At 52.2% G+C, this 22,073-nt stretch carries 19 protein-coding genes; 18 read left to right on the top strand and 1 reads right to left on the bottom strand.

The window, feature by feature from the left end; all coding sequences use genetic code 11:
* Positions 1 to 34: 34 nt before the first annotated feature.
* The 11 genes from ACMAZB_RS14800 to ACMAZB_RS14750 all read left to right on the top strand — a co-directional run bounded on the left by ACMAZB_RS14800 (position 35) and on the right by ACMAZB_RS14750 (position 11,610).
* Positions 35 to 556 carry a (2Fe-2S)-binding protein gene (locus tag ACMAZB_RS14800; protein ID WP_435218277.1) on the top strand — a complete coding sequence of 174 codons (522 nt, stop codon included), beginning with the start codon at positions 35 to 37 and terminating at the stop codon, positions 554 to 556.
* Entirely contained in the window at positions 553 to 2,766 is a 2,214-nt protein-coding gene (locus ACMAZB_RS14795) for a molybdopterin cofactor-binding domain-containing protein (protein WP_435218275.1), read from the top strand. The genes ACMAZB_RS14800 and ACMAZB_RS14795 overlap by 4 nt, the downstream gene beginning before the upstream one ends.
* Before the next feature lie 64 nt (positions 2,767 to 2,830).
* Entirely contained in the window at positions 2,831 to 3,463 is a 633-nt protein-coding gene (locus ACMAZB_RS14790; RefSeq protein WP_435218273.1) for a glutathione S-transferase family protein, read from the top strand.
* A gap of 166 nt (positions 3,464 to 3,629) precedes the next feature.
* A complete protein-coding gene (locus tag ACMAZB_RS14785) occupies positions 3,630 to 5,054 on the top strand; it encodes an MFS transporter (RefSeq protein WP_435213064.1) in 1,425 nt (474 codons plus the stop codon).
* A gap of 296 nt (positions 5,055 to 5,350) precedes the next feature.
* Positions 5,351 to 6,304, top strand: coding sequence for an NAD(P)H-binding protein (locus ACMAZB_RS14780; RefSeq protein WP_435218271.1), 954 nt, complete (start codon positions 5,351 to 5,353; stop codon positions 6,302 to 6,304).
* A 19-nt stretch (positions 6,305 to 6,323) separates the two neighbouring features.
* Positions 6,324 to 7,496: an FAD-dependent oxidoreductase gene (locus tag ACMAZB_RS14775; RefSeq protein WP_435218269.1), complete on the top strand. Its 1,173-nt coding sequence runs from the start codon at positions 6,324 to 6,326 to the stop codon at positions 7,494 to 7,496.
* Positions 7,497 to 7,634: 138 nt separating this feature from the next.
* Entirely contained in the window at positions 7,635 to 8,087 is a 453-nt protein-coding gene (locus ACMAZB_RS14770; protein WP_435213060.1) for a phosphate-starvation-inducible protein PsiE, read from the top strand.
* Positions 8,088 to 8,134: 47 nt separating this feature from the next.
* Positions 8,135 to 8,350 carry a hypothetical protein gene (locus ACMAZB_RS14765; protein ID WP_435218267.1) on the top strand — a complete coding sequence of 72 codons (216 nt, stop codon included), beginning with the start codon at positions 8,135 to 8,137 and terminating at the stop codon, positions 8,348 to 8,350.
* Positions 8,351 to 8,352: 2 nt separating this feature from the next.
* A complete protein-coding gene (locus ACMAZB_RS14760; RefSeq protein ID WP_435218266.1) occupies positions 8,353 to 9,819 on the top strand; it encodes a sodium:solute symporter family protein in 1,467 nt (488 codons plus the stop codon).
* A 123-nt stretch (positions 9,820 to 9,942) separates the two neighbouring features.
* The gene (locus ACMAZB_RS14755) at positions 9,943 to 10,146 is read left to right on the top strand and encodes a hypothetical protein (protein WP_435218264.1); all 204 of its coding nucleotides are present in this window, start codon (positions 9,943 to 9,945) and stop codon (positions 10,144 to 10,146) included.
* Positions 10,147 to 10,176: 30 nt separating this feature from the next.
* Positions 10,177 to 11,610, top strand: coding sequence for a carotenoid oxygenase family protein (locus ACMAZB_RS14750; protein WP_435218262.1), 1,434 nt, complete (start codon positions 10,177 to 10,179; stop codon positions 11,608 to 11,610).
* A 151-nt stretch (positions 11,611 to 11,761) separates the two neighbouring features.
* On the opposite strand, the gene ACMAZB_RS14745 is transcribed toward ACMAZB_RS14750, so the two are convergent.
* Positions 11,762 to 12,454 carry a nitroreductase family protein gene (locus ACMAZB_RS14745; RefSeq protein WP_435218261.1) on the bottom strand — a complete coding sequence of 231 codons (693 nt, stop codon included), beginning with the start codon at positions 12,452 to 12,454 and terminating at the stop codon, positions 11,762 to 11,764.
* 491 nt (positions 12,455 to 12,945) lie between these two features.
* Between ACMAZB_RS14745 and ACMAZB_RS14740 the strand changes: the two genes are divergently transcribed.
* From ACMAZB_RS14740 to ACMAZB_RS14710, 7 genes are all read left to right on the top strand, one after another.
* A complete protein-coding gene (locus tag ACMAZB_RS14740) occupies positions 12,946 to 14,664 on the top strand; it encodes a solute:sodium symporter family transporter (RefSeq protein WP_435218259.1) in 1,719 nt (572 codons plus the stop codon).
* The gene (locus ACMAZB_RS14735; protein WP_435218257.1) at positions 14,661 to 15,854 is read left to right on the top strand and encodes a Gfo/Idh/MocA family protein; all 1,194 of its coding nucleotides are present in this window, start codon (positions 14,661 to 14,663) and stop codon (positions 15,852 to 15,854) included. Before ACMAZB_RS14740 ends, ACMAZB_RS14735 begins: the two co-directional genes overlap by 4 nt.
* Positions 15,855 to 15,915: 61 nt before the next feature.
* On the top strand, positions 15,916 to 16,896 hold the full coding sequence (locus ACMAZB_RS14730; protein ID WP_435213048.1) for an aldo/keto reductase: 981 nt from the start codon (positions 15,916 to 15,918) through the stop codon (positions 16,894 to 16,896).
* Positions 16,889 to 17,887, top strand: a complete 999-nt coding sequence (locus tag ACMAZB_RS14725) for a TauD/TfdA family dioxygenase (protein ID WP_435213047.1) — start codon at positions 16,889 to 16,891, stop codon at positions 17,885 to 17,887. The genes ACMAZB_RS14730 and ACMAZB_RS14725 overlap by 8 nt, the downstream gene beginning before the upstream one ends.
* Positions 17,888 to 18,195: 308 nt before the next feature.
* Positions 18,196 to 19,077 (top strand): HAD-IIB family hydrolase, encoded by an 882-nt coding sequence (locus ACMAZB_RS14720; protein WP_435218255.1) that lies wholly within the window; start codon positions 18,196 to 18,198, stop codon positions 19,075 to 19,077.
* The gene (locus tag ACMAZB_RS14715; RefSeq protein WP_435218253.1) at positions 19,025 to 20,287 is read left to right on the top strand and encodes a glycosyl transferase; all 1,263 of its coding nucleotides are present in this window, start codon (positions 19,025 to 19,027) and stop codon (positions 20,285 to 20,287) included. Before ACMAZB_RS14720 ends, ACMAZB_RS14715 begins: the two co-directional genes overlap by 53 nt.
* 9 nt (positions 20,288 to 20,296) lie before the next feature.
* Positions 20,297 to 22,027: a sugar phosphorylase gene (locus ACMAZB_RS14710; RefSeq protein ID WP_435218251.1), complete on the top strand. Its 1,731-nt coding sequence runs from the start codon at positions 20,297 to 20,299 to the stop codon at positions 22,025 to 22,027.
* The last annotated feature ends 46 nt before the right edge of the window (positions 22,028 to 22,073 follow it).

Genomic DNA, 22,073 nt, shown 5'->3' with positions numbered 1-22,073 from the left:
ACAATGAAGTAGAGAAGGCGAAGGACAGCAAACAATGCAAATCAATATCAACGGCAAATCCCATGACTTGCCAGATGTGGACCCCGATATGCCCCTGTTGTGGGCTTTGCGCGACCTGTTGGGTTTGGTGGGTGCCAAGTATGGCTGTGGCGTCGCACAGTGCGGCGCTTGCACAGTTTGGTTGGACGACATGCCAGTCCGCTCCTGCCAGTTACCGCTGGGAGCCATCACTGGGCGTGAGGTGACCACTATCGAGGGGCTTGCAGGTGATGCTTTACATCCAGTTCAGGACGCTTGGATAGCCCATGATGTTGCTCAGTGCGGATATTGTCAGGCGGGTCAGATCATGAGCGCAGCCGCATTGCTAAAGCGCAATCCAAATCCATCCTTGGAAGCTATTGAAGGCGCTATGGCTGGCAATATTTGCCGCTGTGGTACCTATTCTCGGATCGTTGACGCGATACAGACAGCCTCGACCCAGTTACAGAGTTTGTCGTTTTATGAGGTTGGACAGGGCACCCCTGAGCGGCAATCCGATGATGGGGTGTCGGCATGAGCTCGGCTATCGATAAGGGTATGAAGCGGCGGGACTTTATTCGCTATTCGAGTTTTGGCCTTGCCCTGAGCAGTGGGGGTATCACCGTGTTGGCGGCCGCGAAAACGTCCGCGCCAGCAAACGCGCTTAATCCCTATGTGGTCATTCATGATGACGGTCGTATCGTCATCGCCGCACCTAATCCCGATGTTGGCCAAGGCGTTAATACTGCGCTTCCCATGATCGTAGCTGAAGAGCTTGATGCCGATTGGGAGGCCGTGGAAGTTGTTCTCGCACCAATTGATGCCACTCGTTACGGCGCCCAGTTTGCGGGCGGCTCACTGTCGGTTCGCAATCGGTGGAATGAACTGCGTCAAATGGGAGCCGCTGCACGAGAGATGCTGTTACGCAGCGCGGCCCAGCAGTGGCGAGTTCCCCGAGGTGAGCTAACAACACAACCTTCGAAAGTGATTCACCCACCTTCGGGTCGCAGTGCCAGCTTTGCTGAACTTGTCGCCGCCGCGACAGAACAGCCAGTGCCTGCCGATGGTGAGGTGGTATTAAAGGCTCGAGCCGATTATCGCTTGCTGGGGCAGCGTATTGTGAATGCAGCAGCAGCGGATATTGTGCGTGGGCGGCCCATTTTCGGTATTGATGTCGCAGTTCCTGACATGGTGTACGCCACCTATGTTAAGTGTCCGCAAATTGGTGGCGTGCCCAAAGCCGCGAACCTTGATGAGGTGAAAGCCCTGCCGGGCATACTGGATGCGTTTATCGTTGCTGGCGATGCTGGGCCTCCGAGTTTTGACCTCAGTAAAAGTGTCCATGTAGCGGGGGGCATCGCGATTGTCGCTTCGAACACTTGGGCTGGCATTAAGGCCAGGCGCAGTTTAAAAATCGACTGGGATATCACTGCGGCATCGACCGACAACTCTTTGGCGATTGAGGCGACTGCACTCAAAGCGGCCCAGCGGCCGACGGGAGCGCGAGAGGTGAAAAGCGCGGGCGATCCCCAGGGGACTTTCGCCAATGCCAGCAGGGTCGTCAGCGGTGTTTACGCGACAGATTTTGTTTCTCACGCCCAGTTAGAGCCGCAGAGTTGTGTGGCAAACGTTAGCGCAACGGCGATTGAGGTGTGGACCTCTAGCCAAACTCCGGGTTATGCCCAGGCTACCTTAGCGAAGTTATTTGAGCTTCCAGCGGAAGCTATCACGGTGCATCAGGTTCGGGGCGGCGGTGGGTTTGGCCGGCGTCTTTCGAATGAGTATGTACGTGAAGCGGCTGTTATCTCAAAACACATCGGTAAGCCGGTCAAGCTGCAGTGGATGCGAGAGGATGATATGGCGTTCGATTTTTATCGTTCACCGGCCTATTTTGGATTGCAGGCGACACTGTCTGAAACGGGAGCTTTGACCGGTTGGCGAAATCACGTGGTGTCGGTGTCCTCTGACGGGGAAGAAGCTAACTACGGTGCAGGTTATCGGGGCTATAACTTTCCCGACGAAGTGGTTCCTAATGTTCATGTTTCACAGACCCTGGTGGCCTCCAAAACCCCGACAGGAGCATGGCGTGCGCCCATATCTAACGTCTATGCCTTCGCAGAACAAAGCTTCCTGCACGAGCTAGCAGAGGCGGCTGGCAAAGACCACCGAGATTTTTTAATGGCTGCACTCGGTGAGGATAAGTGGTTTAAACCCGATGATTTGGCTAGCCTCAACACGGTCCGAGCGCGCGAGGTTATTGCGGCGGTTACTCGATCAGCGGGTTGGGGCCGTGTGTTACCTGAAGGCCGGGGATTGGGGTTGAGCTTCTTTTTTAGTCACGCTGGGCATGTCGCTGAAGTCGCCGAGGTTTCTGTCAGCGCAGATAGAGCAGTGACTGTGCATGAGGTATGGGTGGCTGCGGACCTTGGTCAAATTGTTAATTTGAGTGGTGCTGAGAATCAGTTTCAGGGCAGTATCGTCGATGGCTTGAGCGCGCTCGCAGGTCAACGTATTAGCATTAGTTCTGGGGCAATAGAACAAACGAATTTTCACCAATACCCACTATTGCGAATGCCCCAGAGTCCAAAAATCAACGTCGAATTCTTGGCATCAGATTATCCACCGTCTGGAGCGGGCGAACCGGCTTTACCACCCGTAGCCCCCGCGGTTTGTAATGCAGTTTTTAGCGCCTGTGGCGAGCGTATTCGCAACCTGCCAATCAGTCGCGCTGGGTTTAGTGTGGTGTGAGGTGGGACCCAATGATCCTGAGACGTTTGAAACTTTGTAAGGTGGCAATTAAAGAGGACTGCTCATGAAACTTTACACCGTGCCATTGGCACCCAATCCGATGCGCGTCACCTTATATTTAGCCGAGCGTGAAGCCCTCGGCTGTGAGTTCGACATTGAACGTATTACGGTGAACACCTTAAAAGGCCGACATCGAGAGCCGGAGCATTTAGCGAGAAATTCTTGGGGCACGTTGCCGGTACTAGAGTTGAAGTCAGGGCAATTCATCACGGAGTCGCTGACCATTATTGATTATTTGGAAGACGCAGTTGCGGGTCCTTGTCTGCGGCCTGATCACATTGAAGACAAAGCCAAGGCGCGTAATATAGAGCGCGTTATTGAAATGCGTATCGCACTGGACATGGCGCAATATGTTCACTGTCAAAAATCACCCTTGGGTCTTCCGGCAGATTTGCCGAGAGCCCAGGAGCTCGCTCAGCGTATTCAATTAGGCTTTGATTACGTCGAGGCGCTTTTAAGTGATGGTCGACAGTTTGTGGAGGGTCCTGACCCCGGTGTCAGCGATTGTACCCTCGCGGCTTTTTTGCAATTCATGCGTTTTACTGAGACGGATCTTATCGGCGAGCGAGAGGCTCTGCGTCAGTGGGACCAAGCGTATCGAGAGCGAGAGGCTGTGAAAAGTTTGTTTATGATCTAAGCTCTAACCGTCACTTTAGCCCAAGGTTTCACAGCCTCAGTGGTGGCGGAAAAAAATAAAAAGGTGTGGGGCATGAATATTTTACTGAAGCAAGTAGTCGACGCTTGCCTGTCTTTCGATAGGCTCATGGCGGCGTTCGTTTGGCGTGCAGCCCAGGGGTTCAATCTTGACTGATGGCGGCGCCACCGCTACCTCGCTGCCACTGCGGGTTAAGCTGGCCTACGGCCTTGGGTCGGCGGCCTACGGTATAAAAGACAATGGCTTTGCCTATTTTTTGCTGTTGTTTTACGGAACCGTAGTGGGTCTGGAGCCGGCATTAGCAGGAACTGCTCTGCTGATTGCACTCCTTGTTGATGCGGTCAGTGACCCTGTGGTGGGCTATTGGTCGGACAATACTCGTTCGCGATTGGGCCGTCGACATCCTTTTATGTACGCAAGCGCGCTACCGGTCGCCCTCTGTTATTTTCTATTGTGGCAGCCCCCTGAGTTGAGCAATCAGGGCTTATTCTTATATCTACTCGCTTTTGCCATTTTAATCCGCACGCTGATTACTTTTTTTGAAACACCGAGCTCGGCCCTAATGCCTGAACTCACCCAAGACTACGATGAGCGCACCACAGTGCAGGCTTGGCGGCATTTTTTTGGTTGGGCGGGGGGTGCTTTGCTGGCGGTTTTTATGTTCGGTTTTCTTTTGGTGCCCACCGAAAATTACGCCATAGGCACCCTCAACCGCGAGGGCTATGAAACTTACGGGCTGATAGCAGGTGGGCTCATCTTCACTATTATTTTACTGTCAGCCTTTGGTACCCAAAGCCACGTTCGTATCACCGACTTTCCAGCCCGACCTACCAAGCGTTTGCGGACCATATTCGCGGAAATTTTTGAACTGCTAGGAGACAGGAGCTTTCTTGCCTTGTTCATCTCCGGAATGGCAAGTGCAGCCGCCGGCGGGTTAACAGCAGCTTTAACCTTCTTGATGCTGACATATTTTTGGGAGTTTTCTTCCATTCAGATTTTTTACTGGACAGCTATGGTCATCGTGTCGGCAACGTTAGGTCTCATGGTGGGTCCTCCAGTCTCACGTTGGTTAGGTAAACGCCGTGCAGTGATCATGCTCGGAGTCATTGCATTTTTGTTACAGCCTGCCGCTGTAGTTCTGCGTCTGCTGGGATGGCTTCCAGAAAATGGGGATCCTCGGCTATTTCCTATGCTGTTAACGCTGCAGACTATTGATTTGGGGATGATTATTGCCATGCAGGCTATATTGGCTTCCATGGTTGCTGACTTGGTGGAGCAGGCTGAGGTCAGAACTGGGCGCCGTAATGAAGGCGTTTTTTTTGCGGCGATTACCTTTATCAAGAAAACAAATCAGGGTATTGGGACGTTTATCGCTGGAATGTTGCTGCAGGTGGTGGCATTTCCCAGTGGTGCCGCGCCTAGTGAGGTCCCTGCAGAAACCATATGGAATTTGGGCGCTCTGCTGGTGCCCTGTCAGTATTTGTTGTGGATTATTATGTTGGTGGCTATTGGCTTTTACCGCATTGATCGTGGGCAGCATGAAGCACACTTAAGGGTATTAGCCGATCGATAGTGTCCTGTCGGGACTGATCAGGCGATCACGATGATGGGTTCAATTCGCAACCTGACATGGGTCAGTTAGTGCTTCAAGATTTGTTGGTTTGAGGGAATACTCAGCCTTAATCTACGGCAGATTCACCTAAAGCCTTGGTAATACAAAGCTTCAATATTACTCAAGGGAGGTGACGGCTTGGCGTCGAGTTCTCAAAAGACACCAACATGCCATGGTGAGAGTGTCCGTGCAGACCGCGGTAAACCGAAATCAGGGGATATAAGTATCGGCCGTTTGTTAATCATTGGAGTTTGGCTGTGATCCACCGAGTATTGGTTGCGGGTGCGAGCGGCTATATTGGTCGTCATGTTGTCGGGGCTTTACTGCAGCAGGGCTATGGTGTCGTCGCACAGTTGCGGGCCGGCGCAACATGGACCCTGACACACCCAAAACTTGAATGCGTATATGGCGAGCTTACTGCTTCCGAACAGTTTTTGTGGGACATCGAGCCCTGCGACGCCGTCATTTCGTGTTTGGCGAGTCGCTCCGGGGGTGTTCGGGACGCCCGGCTTGTGGAATACGAAGCTAACAATCGACTGCTAGCGGTTGCGAGCCAGTGGCGTGTGCAACGGTTCCTACTGCTTTCCGCCATTTGTGTGCAAAAACCCCGTCTGGCTTTTCAAAGAGAGAAGTTGCGCTTTGAAGCGAAGCTACGAGGGTCAACTTTGCCTTGGACCATTATCAGGCCGACGGCGTTTTTTAAATCATTGTCGGGACAAATCGCGCGGCTGCAGCAAGGTAAGCCCTTTTTTATCTTTGGCAATGGCACCTTAACCGCATGCAAACCTATTGCCGAAGAGGACCTGGCCAGTTTTATCGTCGAACAACTGACAAGTGCAGCGGCGATCGGCGCCATCTTGCCGATCGGTGGTCCCGGCCCGGCAATTACACCTGTAGGGCAAGCGCAGCTTCTGGGTCAGATACTGCAGCAGCCGATAAAAACGCGGTCCTTGCCGCCACGGTTATTTCTCATTGCTGCCGCCGTCTTGTCACCCTTTGGGCTGCTGTCTAGCCGAGTTCGAGATCAGGCGGAATTCCTGCGCATAGCGCATTTTTATGCGACTGAATCGATGCTGGTTTGGTCTGAAGACTCTGGCGCCTACTCCGAGGCACTCACTCCGGAGAGTGGCTCAAAGACGCTGGGCGAATGTTATCAGCGAATCATCCAAGGTGACCTGGTCAGCGAGCTCGGTGAGCACAAATTATTTTAGCGGGATGTCGAATCGATTTATGAAGGATGCCCCTGCCAGTCCAGCATCAGGCGCATTACCCACAGTGCTGGTACTTGGCATGGGCGATACCGGAATATTAACCGCAGGGCGGTTATCTCGGCACTGCCGTGTTATTGCTGTTACCACCAAACCCCTGTTGGTGAGTGGGCAGGAGCTGGGGCTACGGCTCACAGGGCACGCTCAATGGCGGCGTGATTATTTGACGTCTCTTGATCGCTATCGACGTCTCTCTCGTGTCGAAATTATTCACGGTAAGGCGATACGAGTGGATCCTGTGGCACGCACAGCGGCTCTTGAGCTTGCGGGCGGCGAACATCGCTCTCTTCACTGGGACTATCTAGTGATTGCTTCCGGAGTAAGCAATGGGTTTTGGCGGGACGATCGTCTTGAAACGCATCAACTCATAGAGTCCCGTCTGAACGCCCAAATTGAAGCGGTGACCGCGGCGAGCTCGGTTGCCGTCGTGGGTGGTGGACCTTCAGGGGTCAGCGCTGCTTATAATTTAAAGCGTGCCTATCCAAATAAAGAAATCACCTTATTTTTTTCTGCCCATGAATTGCTTCCTGGCTACCCTAAAAATACCCAGCACCATCATCAAAAGCTGTTAGCTCGACAGGGGGTGGTTTTGCATGGGGGGCACCGTGCGATTGTATCTAGTGATGCCGTGACCTCACGCTTACAAGGTGGACGCCTCGAGTTTGAAGCGGGTCAGCCAAGCTTTCAGGCCGAGCTTATAATTTGGGCCGCTGGCCGGTTGAAGCCCCATACCGATTTTTTACCGAAGGATATGTTGGACGCTGCAGGTTTCGTGCGCACTGATGCTCATTTAAACGTTGAGGGGTACGCTCGTATCTTTGCGATAGGTGATGTTGCCGCAACCGATCCATTGCGTTGTTCCGCTCGCAATTGGGCCTATAAGGTGTTGTGCAGAAATCTGCGCGCGAGAGTGACGGAGCGTCCAATGCCGGCGCGCTTTAATCCACCGTCCCACCGTTGGGGCTCAATTGTGGGTCCTCAGCCCACGGGGCTAAGACTGCATGGTCCGACAGGAAAATCCCACGCCTTACCACGATGGCTTGTGCATTGGCTGCTGTACCCGCTGGTAGTTAGGGGTTTTATTTACGGGGGAGTGCGCAGCAGCAGGAAGATGTTAGTTACGCAAGATTCTTAATAAGGTCATGGACTGTAGGGGTGAGCCTGAGTTGCGTTCATGGTAATCCCTTATTTGTGGGGTCGCGTAGTGTGTTACAACGGAGCGTGTAAACACCCTAGTAGCCTGCGGGCTTACCAGACATTATGGGAGTAGAACATGAGCAAACAGGATCCAAATCAGGAGCGGTTTTTAGCACGCTTCGATCGCATCGTACTCGACCTTTTTAGTATCGGTGAGCGCTTGGTTTTGGTGTTGATCGGTGTACTGGCTATGGTGGCGGTCGTCATGGAAATTATTGAATTTTCCCGAGAAGGCAGTGTTCGCCTTGCCGATCTTCTGTTGCTGTTTATTTATCTTGAGGTCGTGGGCATGGCGTGTGCCTACTATGCAACCCACAGTGTGCCGGTAACGCTACCAGTGTTGATTGCAATTACGGGCATAACACGACTGATCATTTTGCAGGGTAAAGAGTTTGAACCTACCCAACTGGTCTTTGAGGCCGGTGCTGTGCTGTTGCTCGCAGTGGGTTATGGCGTACTCAGCTGGGCGTCCGAGCGATTTCACCGTGCAGGTAGGTCCGCCGCTATTGATACACAGGCCATAGACTAGCACTGGGCACGCATTTCCAAAACGGCCGGAGGTCTTTGCGGATACCTATGACACAACAGCTCAAAGATAGGGGGCGCTGGGCCAGTTTGGTATTGCTAAGTATTTTCTTGGGAATTCCGTGGTACTGGCCCGAGGATAATTTTGGTTGGCAAGCTTGGCTAGTACCCGGTTGGGTCTGGGTGACACTCGTTGCCGCCATAGTACTCTCTGCGCTGGTGGTCTGGGGCGCACTGCGAGGCTGGCCTGACGAGCCCGTAGAATAAATATGCAGGATTTACCCCTTGAAACCGGCTCGCTTATTTTTCTCGCGGGCTATTTGCTTTCACTGTTAATCATTGGATGGTTCGCCAGTCGTCAACGTCAAGACCGCAGCCTGGGAGATTATTACCTGGGAGGCAGGGGCATGGGGCTTTGGGTGCTCATGCTGACACTTTTTGCGACCCAGTATAGTGGCAATGCGCTTTTCGGTTTTACGGGTCAGGCCTACCGAGTGGGCTTCACCTGGTTGGCCATTTTGCACAGCATGATCGCTGTTGTCGCCGGCTATCTGCTGTTCGCTCCCCGACTTCAACGTTTGTCCCGTGAGCAGCAATTTATTACGCCTACGGACTACATTGAGTTCCGTTTTCCCTCACGCGCACTGTCTGCACTTGTGGCGCTGTGCTTCATGATTGTTCTTATCAATTACGTGCTTGCCCAGTTGAAGGTTATGGGCCTCATGGTCGAGGGTCTTAGTGGTGGCCAGGTTGACGCCTTTTGGGGCGTCGTGATGTTGGCGATTATTATGATGGTTTATTCAACCATGGGCGGCATGCGCAGCGTCGCTTGGACCGATGCGATTCAGGGCGCGATGATGCTGACAGGTTTCATTCTGATCGCCCTTATTATTGAGCGCGATATGGGCGGTTGGTCGCCAGCTTTCACACAGTTACGAGATATTGCACCGGAAAAACTCGCTCCGCCGGAGGGGCGCGCTGCGGTCACCTGGTTTTCAACGGTCGTGCTGATTGGCATCGGCGCCTCGGTCTATCCACAAGCTATTCAGCGTATTTACGCGGCTCGATCAGCTCGTACTCTGCAACAGTCCTTAGCGGGCATGGCTGTATTACCGCTGTTTGCAGTGGTTGTTGTCTTGGCATTGGGTTTTGTGGCTATCGCGCGTTTTCCCGGGTTGGAAGGTGCTGCCGCAGACCAGGTTATGGCATTGATTATGCGTGATGTCCTCAGCACCGGTTGGTTTGGGCACGCTGTGGTGACATTGTTACTGGGGGCTATTCTGGCGGCGCTGATGAGTACCGCAGATTCAGCCCTGCTGACGCTGTCCTCCATTTTCGCGAAAGACATTTACGGCAAATATATTAGGCCTACCGCCAGCGATGCAGGGTGCGCCCGGGTTGGGCAGTGGTGTGCCTGGTTAATTTTGGGTGGGTTAGTGTGGCTGAGTACTCAGGAAAACCTGACTTTATATCGTTTGTTTGTTTTGAAATTTGAAATTTTGCTGCAGATCGCCCCCGCCTTTTATTTCGGAGTTAACTTCCCCAGTTTACGCACGACACCCATTATGTTGGGCTTGGTGACTGGGTTATGCGTTGCGGTTAGTGGTTGGTCTCTGGGGTGGATGCCCTTCGGTCTGCACCCTGGCACCGTGGGCTTGTTATGTAATGTGCTGATGATTATGTCTGCCCATTCCTTTTACGCAATTAAGCCCTCGGGTACCCAGAGTTCAAACTGAGCAATCGGCCTGCAGGTAATGTGTCACTAACAATGTTGTTAAAGATGAAGCCCTTTTTTTGAAGTCTGTATCACTCAAAATTTGAGCGCTACTTAGCATGGTCCACCTCGGCAGGAAGTTCCTGTGAGCGATGTTGTGCGCGCAGGGATAGCTCTGCATTTTCAGCTTAGTATCGTTAAACCGAGAGGCGCTGGGAAAATTTGGAGCGTTCCCAGCATGGGCGCGCGCTGGAGCTTTGGCAGCGGGGTGCGACAGGTCAACGCGATGATTGACCGAATCGATGCCACGTCAGATTTTGCAGTCGACCTTGGGTATTCAGTGAGCTAAGGTAAACCGCCGTCAACGCGAGTATTCAGTATGTCATCTGTAGAGAACACCATACGTAAGGTTGTCGGCGGTGGTCTAACCACCTCAAACAAGGTGGCGCGACAACTGAAAAATCCCTGGCGCAAGCACCCTTTTTTGACCGGCATTCATGAGCCCCTTAAGGAAGAGTTTAGTCTTACCGATCTTCAGGTAGAGGGAGAGATTCCCGAAGCACTGAGCGGTTGCTATGCGCGAATTGGTCCCAACCCCTTTAAACCCGATCCCAGAGGTCATCACTGGTTTCTGGGTGACGGTATGGTGCACGGTATACGCCTTAATGGCGGCCGTGCAGAGTGGTACCACAACCGCTATGTACGCTCCCGGTCCCTCGAGGCAGCGGGGGGGCCGCCAGCGGCCCCTGGTCCACGCACCGGCCCTGGCGATACAGTGAATACGAATGTGCTGCGCTTGGGTGGTCGGATATTGGCGCTGGTTGAAGCTGGGGCAACGCCGGTAGAGTTAAACGGCGATCTCGATACGGTGGCGTATACCGATTTTGACGGTGCCCTGACGAGCCCGTTCACAGCGCATCCCCATGAGGATCCATTAACGGGGGAGTGGCACGCCATCACCTACTCACCTTTGATGCCCGACCATGTTTGCCATGTCGCTATTGATTGTGAGGGGCAGGTTCTCAGACAATTGAAAATACCGGTATCCGATGGACCCTCTATCCATGAGTGCACTCTGACAAAGCATTTTGTCGTCATTTTTGACCTGCCTGTTACGCTCTCCCTAGGTGCAATGGCCAAGGGTTTTAAATTTCCCTATCGCTGGGATAGCGAACGTTCGGCCCGCGTCGGTTTACTGCCACGATCAGGTACTTCGGATGAGGTTATCTGGTGCGAGGTAGATCCTTGTTGGTTATTTCACGTTGCCAACAGCTATGAGACTGATGAAAACACCGTGGTTATCGATGCGGCCGTGTATGAAACCATGTTCGCCCATGGCCCTGACGGTCCCAACGGTCAGCCGATGGGTTTAGAACGCTGGGAAATAGACCTGAGTACACGGCAAGTGACCCGTAGCACCCTTGATGCCGCTCCTCAGGAATTTCCCCGGGTAGACGAGCGTTTCTTCGGTCAGTCTTATCAGCACACTTGGACGGTAGGTTTGCCAAGTTCGCCCGTTTCCAATTTTGCTCAGCCCAACAGTCTATTTCACCATAATCTGAGCACCGGCCAACGACAGGAGTATTCGTTTGGCCCCGAGGATATTGGCGGCGAGTTTGTTTTTGTTCCCGGTGCCGATGGAGCTGCGGAGGGTGAGGGGTGGTTGCTAGGCTATGTAATCAACACGAAAACCGACACCACTGAGCTTCGTATCTTGAATGCTCAGGCTATCGCCGATGGCCCCGTTGCCTGCATTCACATCCCGCACCGAATACCTCCGGGATTTCATGGCAACTGGATAGGCGATTTGTAGCGCTGTAAAAATTCAGGCGAGTGAGCTTCAGCTGTGCTCTTGTTCCTCGGTCCCGGAAATTTCGGGGTCGCGGATCACAACATTTTATTGCAGCCCGCCCCAAAAACGCCCTGATCTGCGGCTGGGCGGTTTTGCGCCAAGGTAATTCACATCAAGGTGAAGCGGGTTCAACGAATGTGGTGATTTCACCAAATGGCTTTTTCACTGTGGCGGCTCGGGGTACTTGGGCATCTGAAGCGGCGTACCCCACAACCATCAACACAAATGGTCGCTCGTTGCTGGGACGGCCCAAAATACGGTTCAGAAATTTCATGGGGCTGGGTGTGTGGGTGAGGGTGGCCAGGCCTGCGGTGTGCAAGGCGGAAATTAAAAACCCCGTGGCGATGCCGACCGATTCTGAAATGTAATAGTTTTTCCGTTTTTTACCGTTAGTGTCCACACCGTATCGCTCAGCAAATATAGCAATTAGCCAAGGGGCGGTTTCTAAAAAAGGCTTTTGGGCATCAGTACCCAAAGGACCAAGGTCCTGAAGCCAATTGTCACCGGCTTTGCCCTCGTAGAAGGCGCGTTCCTCGGTCTCGGCTGCGAGGCGAATTTCCCGCTTAATATTGGGATCTTGAATACATACAAAATGCCAGGGCTGGTGGTTGGCCCCAGATGGGGCGGTGCCGGCTGCACGAACAGCTGTTGCAATGATTTCCTTGGGAACTGGGTGATCAGAAAATTGGCGTATCGTTCGCCGGCTGCTCATATTCTCAAGATATTGATTGCTGCGCGCTAGCCCCTCAGCGGCGGTGAGCTGCGTTTTATTCGCAAGAGGAATTGGGTCGTAGTCAAAGTCCACGGGTGGTTCCTTTTCGAGGGGTTTCTTTTTTGCCGAGTCTTGATGATACCTATTGAAGTCAGCATAGTGCGCGTTTTAGCGGGAAGCTCCCACACCTATAAGAGTCAACGCTCGTTCTCCTAAGTTAAACGCGGATGAACTGTCCGTCATTTTGGCGCGTCGATGATATCTAAAAAAATGACAGAAAGCGGGACACGAACAACGTGTCATGGCATTCCTGCCCCCAGCAGCACCTGCCGAAGACTTATCCAAATGCCCATTATTTCATCGGTGGGGACGACTTACTGTGCGCCTTCATGGGTTTCGCCATTAATGCTTATTAACAGATCTTTATAGGGATTCGCTTTTACCCGTGGTTTCCATAGGCCGCTTTTGCAATCGCTGAAAAGTTGTTGGCGGGTAAAAATAATCATCGAGATTGAACTCGGCAGGCATTGCTCGGTGCCCACTCCCTGCGTAGGGTAGGGCTGCATGAAATAGGGGCGACCCCCATGGACTACAACATCACCTTCACACTTCTGAGCTGCCTGTTTTTTATGGGCTTGGTAGCTTTTATTGCCTATCGTCAAACACGGGGTGAGACTGAGTCTGCTGAAGGTTATTTTCTTGCGGGTAGGGGCTTGGGTGCGCCCATTATTGCGGGGTCGCTGCTGCTGACCAATCTCTCCGCCGAGCAATTAATTGGGTTAAACGGCTCGGCGTATGGATTTAATCTGAGCAGTATGGCCTGGGAGGTTACGGCGGCTGTTGCCACGGTTTTTATGGCCTTCATCTTTCTACCTCGATATTTGGCCGGCGCGTTCACGACCCTTCCTGAATTCCTAAATCAGCGCTTTGATGATGATGTTCGAAGGATGACCGTAATCCTGTTTATGCTTGGGTACGGTCTGGTGACGATTCCTAGCGTTTTGTATTCCGGTTCACTGGCAGTGATGAAGCTATTCACGATACCGGAGTTGTTAGCTATTAACGATGAATGGGCTCTGCCTCTCACTGTGGTGGTAATCGGTGTCACAGGGGCCTTATATGCGATCTTTGGTGGGCTCAAGGCGGTCGCAGTATCTGACACGATCAATGGCATAGGTCTGCTGATTATGGGCCTGGCAATACCGCTCTTGGGGTTGGCGCTATTGGGCGATGGCAGTGTGGTCAGTGGGCTCAAGACGGTCGTGACGTCTGAAACCCACAAACTCAACGCCATTGGGGGGTCAAACGACCCGACACCTTTTGCCACGCTTTTTACTGGAATGGTTTTCGCAAACCTCTTTTATTGGTGCGCAAATCAGTACGTCATTCAGCGCACTTTAGCGGCGCGGAACTTAGCCGAGGGGCAAAAAGGCGTCTTGCTGTCGGGTTTTTTTAAAGTGCTGGTGCCTTTCTTGATGATGCTTCCCGGCGTCATTGCCTTTCATTTATACGGCCCTGAGTTGGCGTCGATTGATCTCGCCTATCCGCAGCTTGTGCGTGATGTTTTGCCCAGCTACGCCTGGGGCTTTTTTTTGGCGGTGCTTCTGGGTGCCGTGTTCAGCTCCTTTAATTCACTATTAAACAGCGCAGCTACTTTATTTTGTCTCGACGTGTGGGAACCCCTTCAAGGAAAAGTGCTGACAGACCCACAGCGGATTAAAGTTGCAAAACGGGCGAGCGTTGTTATCGCACTGTTTTCTTTCTTGGCCGCTCCCATGCTTCAGTTTGCGACCGAGGGGCTCTGGCAGATCATCAGAATATTCACCGGCTTTTATAATATTCCGGTCATCGCCATTGTTATTGTCGGCTTGTTTACCCGCAAGGTCCCCGCCGTGGCAGCTAAAGTTGTCATCGTTTTTCATGTCGTTACCTACGGTTGTTTGCAATTTTTGTTCAAGGAAGCGATACCCCTGCATTTTCTTCATCTCTATGGGGTGTTGTTCATTTTCGAGGTCGCCATCATGCTGGGCTTTGGTTTATGGCGCCCTCGCGCCGAGGCTTGGGTATATCACCATCAAGAGACGCTAGATTTGAATCCTTGGAGCTATGCAGTGCCCTGTGCCACGACGTTGTTGTCCTGTGTGTTGGCACTGTATTTACTGTTCTCGTCCTTGGGGCTGGTCGGAGGTTTAAGCCACTATTTTGTTCCCTGTCTCATGGCGCTGATTGCGATGAACATTGGCGTTTGGTGGTATTTCCGTGCTTCAGAGTGGCGCAAAGACCGCTTGGGGCTAAACCAGTGAAGCCACGTTTTTTTTCAGTGCCGTCAAAACAGCTCGCCAATGACGCGTGGCAAGCCCGTGGTGATGGCCGTCAAGGGCCTCGATTGGCGATTGTTGGTTTGGGCATGATGGGTCAAGAGCACCTCAGAGTGGCACTACTGTTGGGACGGGTGCGTATTCAAGGGGTTTACGATCAACACCCTGCCAGTCTGGAGCAGGCCCAGCGGGGGTACTACGCACTCACTCAAAAACCGCTAGCCATATACCCATCTTTGGACGCCTTATGTCTCGATGAGAACGTCGATGCGTATTTAATTGCGACCCCAAACTTTACCCATAGCGCAATTTTTGAGCGCCTTATGAAGACGGATAAACCCATCTTTTTAGAAAAACCCATGGCGACGTCACTCACCGACGCACAGCGGATGGTGACCATGGCAGAGGCGTGCCCCACATTCGTTCAATTGGGTATGCAGTACCGCTTCAAGGCGCAGTATGTGGATGCCTTTCACGCTATTCGGGTTGAACAAGCTTTAGGCACGGTTCATACCGTGGCTATGTCAGAGTACAGGCCGCCGTTTCTAAACAAAGTGGGGGAGTGGAATAAGTTCAATGATTACTCGGGTGGAACTCTAGTTGAAAAATGCTGCCATTACTTTGACCTGATCAACTTGGCCGTCGATGCCGTCCCCGTGAAGGTTTACGCTCAGGGTGGCAGGGCGGTCAACTTCATTGGTTTTGAGCACGAAGGTGTGCGGTCTGATATCGATGATCATGCCTTTGTGATTGTTACCTACGATAACGGCACACTCGCACACTTCACCCTCAATATGTTTTGTCAGGAGCTCTATGAGGAGCTGGTTGTGACGGGTGATCAAGGCCGGCTTGTAGCCAGTGAATCATCAAGCTTTCGCAAAGGCGTTGAGTCCTCTGCCAGGGTTCAGGTAGAGGTTGCGGCTCACCCTTCCTACGCGGGTACGACGGTCACCTATCCCTCGGCGATAGAAGCTAGCGGACACAGCGGTGCCACTTTCTTTGAGCATTTGGCTTTTGTGGCGCAGCTAGAGGGCCATAGGGTCGATGCGGCAACTCCAGCCCAAGGTTTTAAATCCTTATTGGTGGCGAGTGCGGCCCAGCACTCTCTTGCGACGGGGCTCCCCGTTCTTATGGATGAATTTTGCGCTCAGGAGCGAGTGACTTGGCCCACTTAAAGAGGGGCTGTGAGATCATGAGGTTGGTGCAGACGGTTTAATTGATGGAGAGGCTTTAATCGTGGTTGAAGATCGTATTCAGGTAGGTGCAGGACACATGCCTACTATTGGCTTAGGTTTGTGGAAGCTGCCCGAGCAATCTGTGGCCAGTACGGTGGTCGATGCAGTGGCAGCTGGCTATCGCCACTTGGACAGCGCGGCAGACTACGGTAATGAAAGTGCCGTGGGTGAGGGCCTGCGCCAGGCACTAAAAACTTCGAACGTGACTAGAGACGATTTGTGGGTGACTTCAAAACTGTGGAATACATTTCATCGCCCAGAGCATGTTCGGGCTGCTTGTGAGCGCAGCCTAAAGGACCTTGGGCTCGACTGTCTTGACCTATACCTCATCCACTTTCCCATTGCGCTTAAGTACGTTGATTTTTCAGAGCGCTACCCACCCGAATGGATTCACGATCCCGAGGCTGAAAAGCCGCGTATGGAGCCCGATTTAGTGCCTATCGCAGAAACTTGGGGCGCTATGGAGGGTTTGGTCGAAGCGGGTTTGGTAAAAGAAATTGGTGTCTGCAATTTTAATACCGGATTACTCCATGACTTGATCGCATCGGCGCGCAGGAAGCCGGCACTTTTACAAATTGAGTCACATCCGTACCTTACCCAAGAGCGCTTGATTCGGTTGGCACAGCAATACGAGATGGCGGTAACGGCTTTTTCACCTCTGGGATCATTGTCCTATCTTGAATTAGGTATGGCTGAGGCTCAGGAGTGCTTGTTGGACGAGCCCGTTATTTGCGCCGCCGCAAACCGCTTACAGCGTAGCTCGGCACAAATACTGCTGCGCTGGGGCTTACAGCGCGGCACGGCTGTTATTCCTAAAAGCAGTCAACTCAAACGCCTGCGCGAGAATATCGATGTTTTTGACTTTAGCCTCAGTGATGCAGAAATGAGCGCTATCAGCGCGTTAAATCGGAACCGGCGGTTTAACGATCCGGGGCTATTTTGTGATGAAGCCTTCGGCAGTTTCTTCCCCATTTATGATTGAGCCAGATGCAGCAATAAATGCGTTACTGGGCCGTTTACCCTTTGCGTTCGCGCCAACCAAAGGTCCGAATGACTTCGTGCTTGCCCTGACGCCTTCAGGGAAGGGCAATCTTGCTGACTACTTGGCTGAGACGGCAACTGATGTGATGTCCCTACTGGATCAGGTAGGCGCTATTTTGTTCAGAGGTTTTCCTGATGCTGGCGACATCGGGTTTGACCAGTGCATTGGGGCACTAGATTTGCAGCCCTTTACCTATGCGGAGTCACTGTCTAACGCAGTGCGAAAAAATCGCACGCCACAGGTATTCACCGCAAATGAGGCGCCGCCAGAGCTGGAAATATTTTTACATCACGAAATGGCGCAGACACCGCTTTTCCCAAGCTATCTGTTTTTTTATTGCGAACGCGCCGCTGCTGAGGGCGGCGCGACACCCTTATGTCGATCAGATGACTTGATGACGGCATTAAAGCGGCAACTTCCCAGCTTCGTACAGCAATGTCGCGATCTCGGTGTGTCCTACACGCACACCATGCCGGCGCAAGCTGACGCAGGTTCGGGTCAAGGGCGCAGCTGGCTTGATACGCTGAGTGTTAATTCCCGCGCCGCTGCGGAAGCGAAGTTGCAGCAGCTAGGGTACACCTGGGTTTGGCTAGAGGGTGATGACCTGCGGGTAACGACTCCGGCATTACCCGCTATCCGACGCACGAGTACCGGGACAGAGGTCTTTTTTAATCAGTTGGTAGCCGCTTTCGCCGGTTGGCAAGATCTGCGCAACTCTGCAGCCAAATCGGTCTGCTTTGGCGACGGCTCGCCCATGCCGATTACTGATCTGAAAGAAATGATCACCATTGCGTATCAGCAGGTTTATGATCATCAGTGGCAGGCGGGTGATGTCGTTTTAATCGATAACCTGCGAGTCATGCATGGGCGGCGTCCCTTCTCAGGTGCTCGTACTGTATTGGCCGGTCTTGCGGGCCCCCAGCGTCACTAGCTGGGTTCTCGGCGTTCAGGTGCGGCATCTGTCGCGCTTTCGTCAACTTTCTACACTCCATTTTTTGCCCCCCGTCTAAAATTTTTTTTTATTCGGCACGGTACTTGCTCACATCTCTTTGACACCGCGTAGGCAGCTGGTTACTTGCCGCGGGTTGACGAGCTTATAAGGACAAATAAGCGCCAGCAGAGACATTTAAGGCAAGGAGTGCCGGTAATGATTGAGTTTAGAAGAGACAGAAGGGATTGCACCGCAATGAAGCTTGGGCACTGCTGTGGTGCAGGGTATTCGAGTGCGAGGGGACCGCAGTGAGCTGCCCTGTGATTTACACCGACCTCGATGGCACGCTACTGGATCATGATACCTACGGACTTGATCGAGCAGGACCAGTCCTTCAAGCCATTCTGGCTCGTGGCATTCCAGTTATCCCTGTTACGAGTAAGACGCAGGCTGAAGTACAGCTGCTTTGTCAGGACCTAGAAATCAACGGGCCATTCGTTGTAGAAAACGGAGCCGCCATCTGGGTCCCGCAAACCTGGGGGCTCAGTCGCCCCACAGGATCCGCAACTGCTGCTGGATATTGGTGTCACGTGCTGGGTAAATCTCGGGGATATATTCGCGGCCTTCTGGCCGGCTTGGCGGGGGAGTGGTCGGGTCGGTTTCACGCACTGAGCGATATGTCGGTGCGGCAAGTTTGCGCTGTGACAGGCCTCGATGAGTTTTCAGCGAGACGTGCCCAAGCTCGCCATTACAGTGAAGCCTTGCTCTGGCTGGGGTCGGCAACCGATCGCATTGGCTTCGTACAAGCAACCGCTGAGCTTGGCTTGCAGGTTGTTGAAGGGGGGCGGTTCTTGCATGTCTTGGCAGGGGGTGGAAAAGGCACTGCCATGCGTTGGCTGCACCAAAAAATTTGCAGAGATTTATATGCTGATGCCATCAGCATTGCGGCCGGGGACGCTAATAACGACCTTGAGTTGCTCGAGGCTGCTGACCACGCTTTGGTGGTTCGTTCACCTGTTCACGAACCCCCTAAACCTCACAATCACCCAAAGCTTTACATCAGCAGGTTAGAAGGACCTGCGGGTTGGGCAGAGGAAATTCAACACATTATTAAGGTTATTGATCAGGAGAGAGGGCATGGCCGATTTTTATCAGAACGGCAGCATCACTACGCTGCACAATCTGGGTGAGCGTTCCACAGCGTGTCTAGAGCAGGAACTTGTTCAGCATGCCAAACGGCGCCCCTTGGGTTTGGTATTGCCATCGCTTTATTCTGAGATCGCAACTCCCGCATTACCCAATATTTTGGAAGAGCTGAAGCAGGTACCTTACCTGTCGCAAATCGTGATCGGTCTTGATCGTGCCAACGCCGACGAATATCGTCACGCGTTATCGTTTTTTTCCGATCTGCCACAGCACCATCGCGTGCTTTGGCAAGATGGTCCTCGCCTTCAAGCCCTTGATGCGAGCCTCGCCGACGCGGGCCTTGCACCCAAAGAGTTGGGTAAGGGTAGAAATGTTTGGTACTGCATGGGGTATGTGTTGGCTACTGCTAAGGTGGACGCGGTGGCACTCCACGACTGCGATATTTTGACCTACGAGCGTAGCCTGTTAGCTCGGTTGCTATACCCCATGGCGCACCCCTTATTCAATTATGAATTTTGCAAAGGCTATTACCCGCGTATCGCCGACAACAAAATTAACGGTCGGGTCTGCAGGCTTTTGGTGACGCCTATGATTCGCGCCCTCAAACAGGTACTGGGGGAATCGGCTTACCTCAACTACCTCGACAGCTACCGTTATATTTTGGCGGGAGAGTTCGCATTTCGCCGAGATGCATTGAGTGACCTGAGAGTGCCTAGTGATTGGGGTTTAGAAATCGGTGTTGTTTCAGAGGTCTATCGCAGCAATAACAACAAGCGTATTTGTCAGGTCGATATTGCGGGTAACTACGATCACAAACACCAAGATTTATCTGTAGATAACCCTTCAGCAGGGTTGTCTCGGATGTCTACCGATATTGCCAAGTCTATTTTCCGCAAGCTGGCGATTCAGGGCACGGTTTTTAATCAAGAAACATTCCGAACGGTTAAGGCGACCTACTATCGCCTCGCGCTTGATCTGACTGAAGCCTATCGTAACGACGCCATTATGAATGGTCTGCAGTTTGATATTAACGGTGAGGAAGCGGCTATTGAGCTTTTTGCTGAAAACATTATGGAGGCGGGTCGCCATTTTTTAGAGAAGCCCATGGATGCGCCATTTATTCCGACATGGAACCGAGTGGTCAGTGCCATCCCAGATATTTTTGAGCAGTTGGTAGATGCTGTTGAGGCCGACCACAAGGAATTTTCTCATTCACCCCTCGTGTCGATACCCCCAAAGATGGCTCTCGCCTAAGCGTTAGCAATGAATTTATCCCAACGGGTCGATACGCATCTGACTAAGCTTTATGGTGACCGTCTCGGTCGCAAAGCGCTTACCGAATGGCGAAATAAGCTGCTTGCGGCCATGCGCCTAACGCCTGAGCAGATCCCGCCGGTATGCCACAGAAATTTATGGGATGAGACTGATGTAGCACTCATCACCTACGGCGATTCTATTCAGTCTGCTGAGCAAAAACCTCTTCAGGTATTACATAACTTTATCAACCAGCGTATTGGAACTACGATTTCATGGGTGCACATCCTGCCCTTTCATCCCTGGACTTCAGATGATGGTTTCGCGGTTTTAGACTATTCCAGTGTCAACGAATCGCTGGGAGACTGGCCAGACCTTACTCGCATTGCCGTTGATTACCGGTTGATGGCAGACCTTGTACTTAACCACTGCTCGAGCCGTTCGTTTTGGTTTGAAAATTTTCGTCGAGGCATACATCCGGGTGCTGACTATTTTTTTGTGCCGCCTGATAATTTTGATGCTTCGCAGGTCGTTCGACCTCGCACTAGTGCCCTATTGGAAACCGTACTAACAGAGGAGGGTAGTCAGGCCGTTTGGTGTACTTTTAGCGCCGATCAAGTCGATTTTGACTTTCAAAACCCGGCAGTTGTTGAGGAGTTTTCCAGCATTATTCGTCAGCTCCTCGATGCAGGGGTGCGTATTTTTCGGCTGGATGCCGTGGCTTTCCTATGGAAAATTTCTGGATCCAGTTGTATCAATCTGCCGCAGACCCATGAGGTTGTGAGGCTATTTCGAGCCCTCATTGAATGTGCACAATCAGATGCGATTGTAATTACCGAAACTAACGTGCCTAACACTGAAAATCTGTCCTACTTCGGTCAAGCCGACGAAGCCCATGCCATTTATAATTTTTCGCTGCCTCCGTTGCTCATTCACGGGTTACTTACAGGCAGCAGTCAATATTTACGAGCATGGATGATGAGCATGCCTCCCGCTGAGGAAGGTACGACCTACTTTAACTTTATTGCGTCCCACGATGGGATTGGGTTGAGGCCCGCAGAAGGGTTGCTTAGTCAAAGTGAGCTTGAGCAGATGGTTATCGCTCTTGAGGGCTTTGGAGGTTTAATTTCTCGACGTCAGGTTGATGAGGGTGAAAGCCGGCCCTACGAAGTCAACATAGCTTTGATTGATGCGTTGAGCGGCACCGTTAATGGCGCTGATGATTTAGGTATAGAACGGTTTGTTTGTGCACATGCCATTATGCTGGGCCTTGAAGGTATACCCGTGTTTTACCTTCATTCGCTGCTGGGTACTTGCAACGATATGGAGCGCGTTCTTCATACGGGCCACAATCGATCAATCAATCGGCATCAGTGGCCGTTGCATGAACTAACGGCAGCGCTTGAAGACACCGAATCCATACATCATCGTGTTTTTATATCGCTGCAAAAGTTAATTCAGCTGCGGAAGAAGCAGGGCGCTTTTCACCCTAATGCCACCCAATTTACGTTGCATCTTGGCGATTCGCTATTTGGATTCTGGCGTCAGAGCGCCGACCGCCGTCAGAGTATTTTTTGTATTTATAACATGAGTGACCAGACTCAAACGCTATCTGTAGCAGCCTTAAATTTAATTGTCACTGACGACTGGCATGATCTTATTTCAGGGCAAACACTGGACGCTGCCATACCCACGATTTTTTTGACGCCCTACCAATCTCTTTGGATCAGTAATCGCTAGCGCTGCAATGTCCTGTAGCCCTAAACTTTGATTTAGTGAGTTTGGT

It is taken from the genome of Luminiphilus sp. nBUS_07 (assembly GCF_051201685.1).
Lineage (GTDB): Bacteria > Pseudomonadota > Gammaproteobacteria > Pseudomonadales > Halieaceae > Luminiphilus.
Note: the sequence above shows the minus strand (reverse complement) of the source record. Positions and strands in the feature narration are given on the sequence as shown.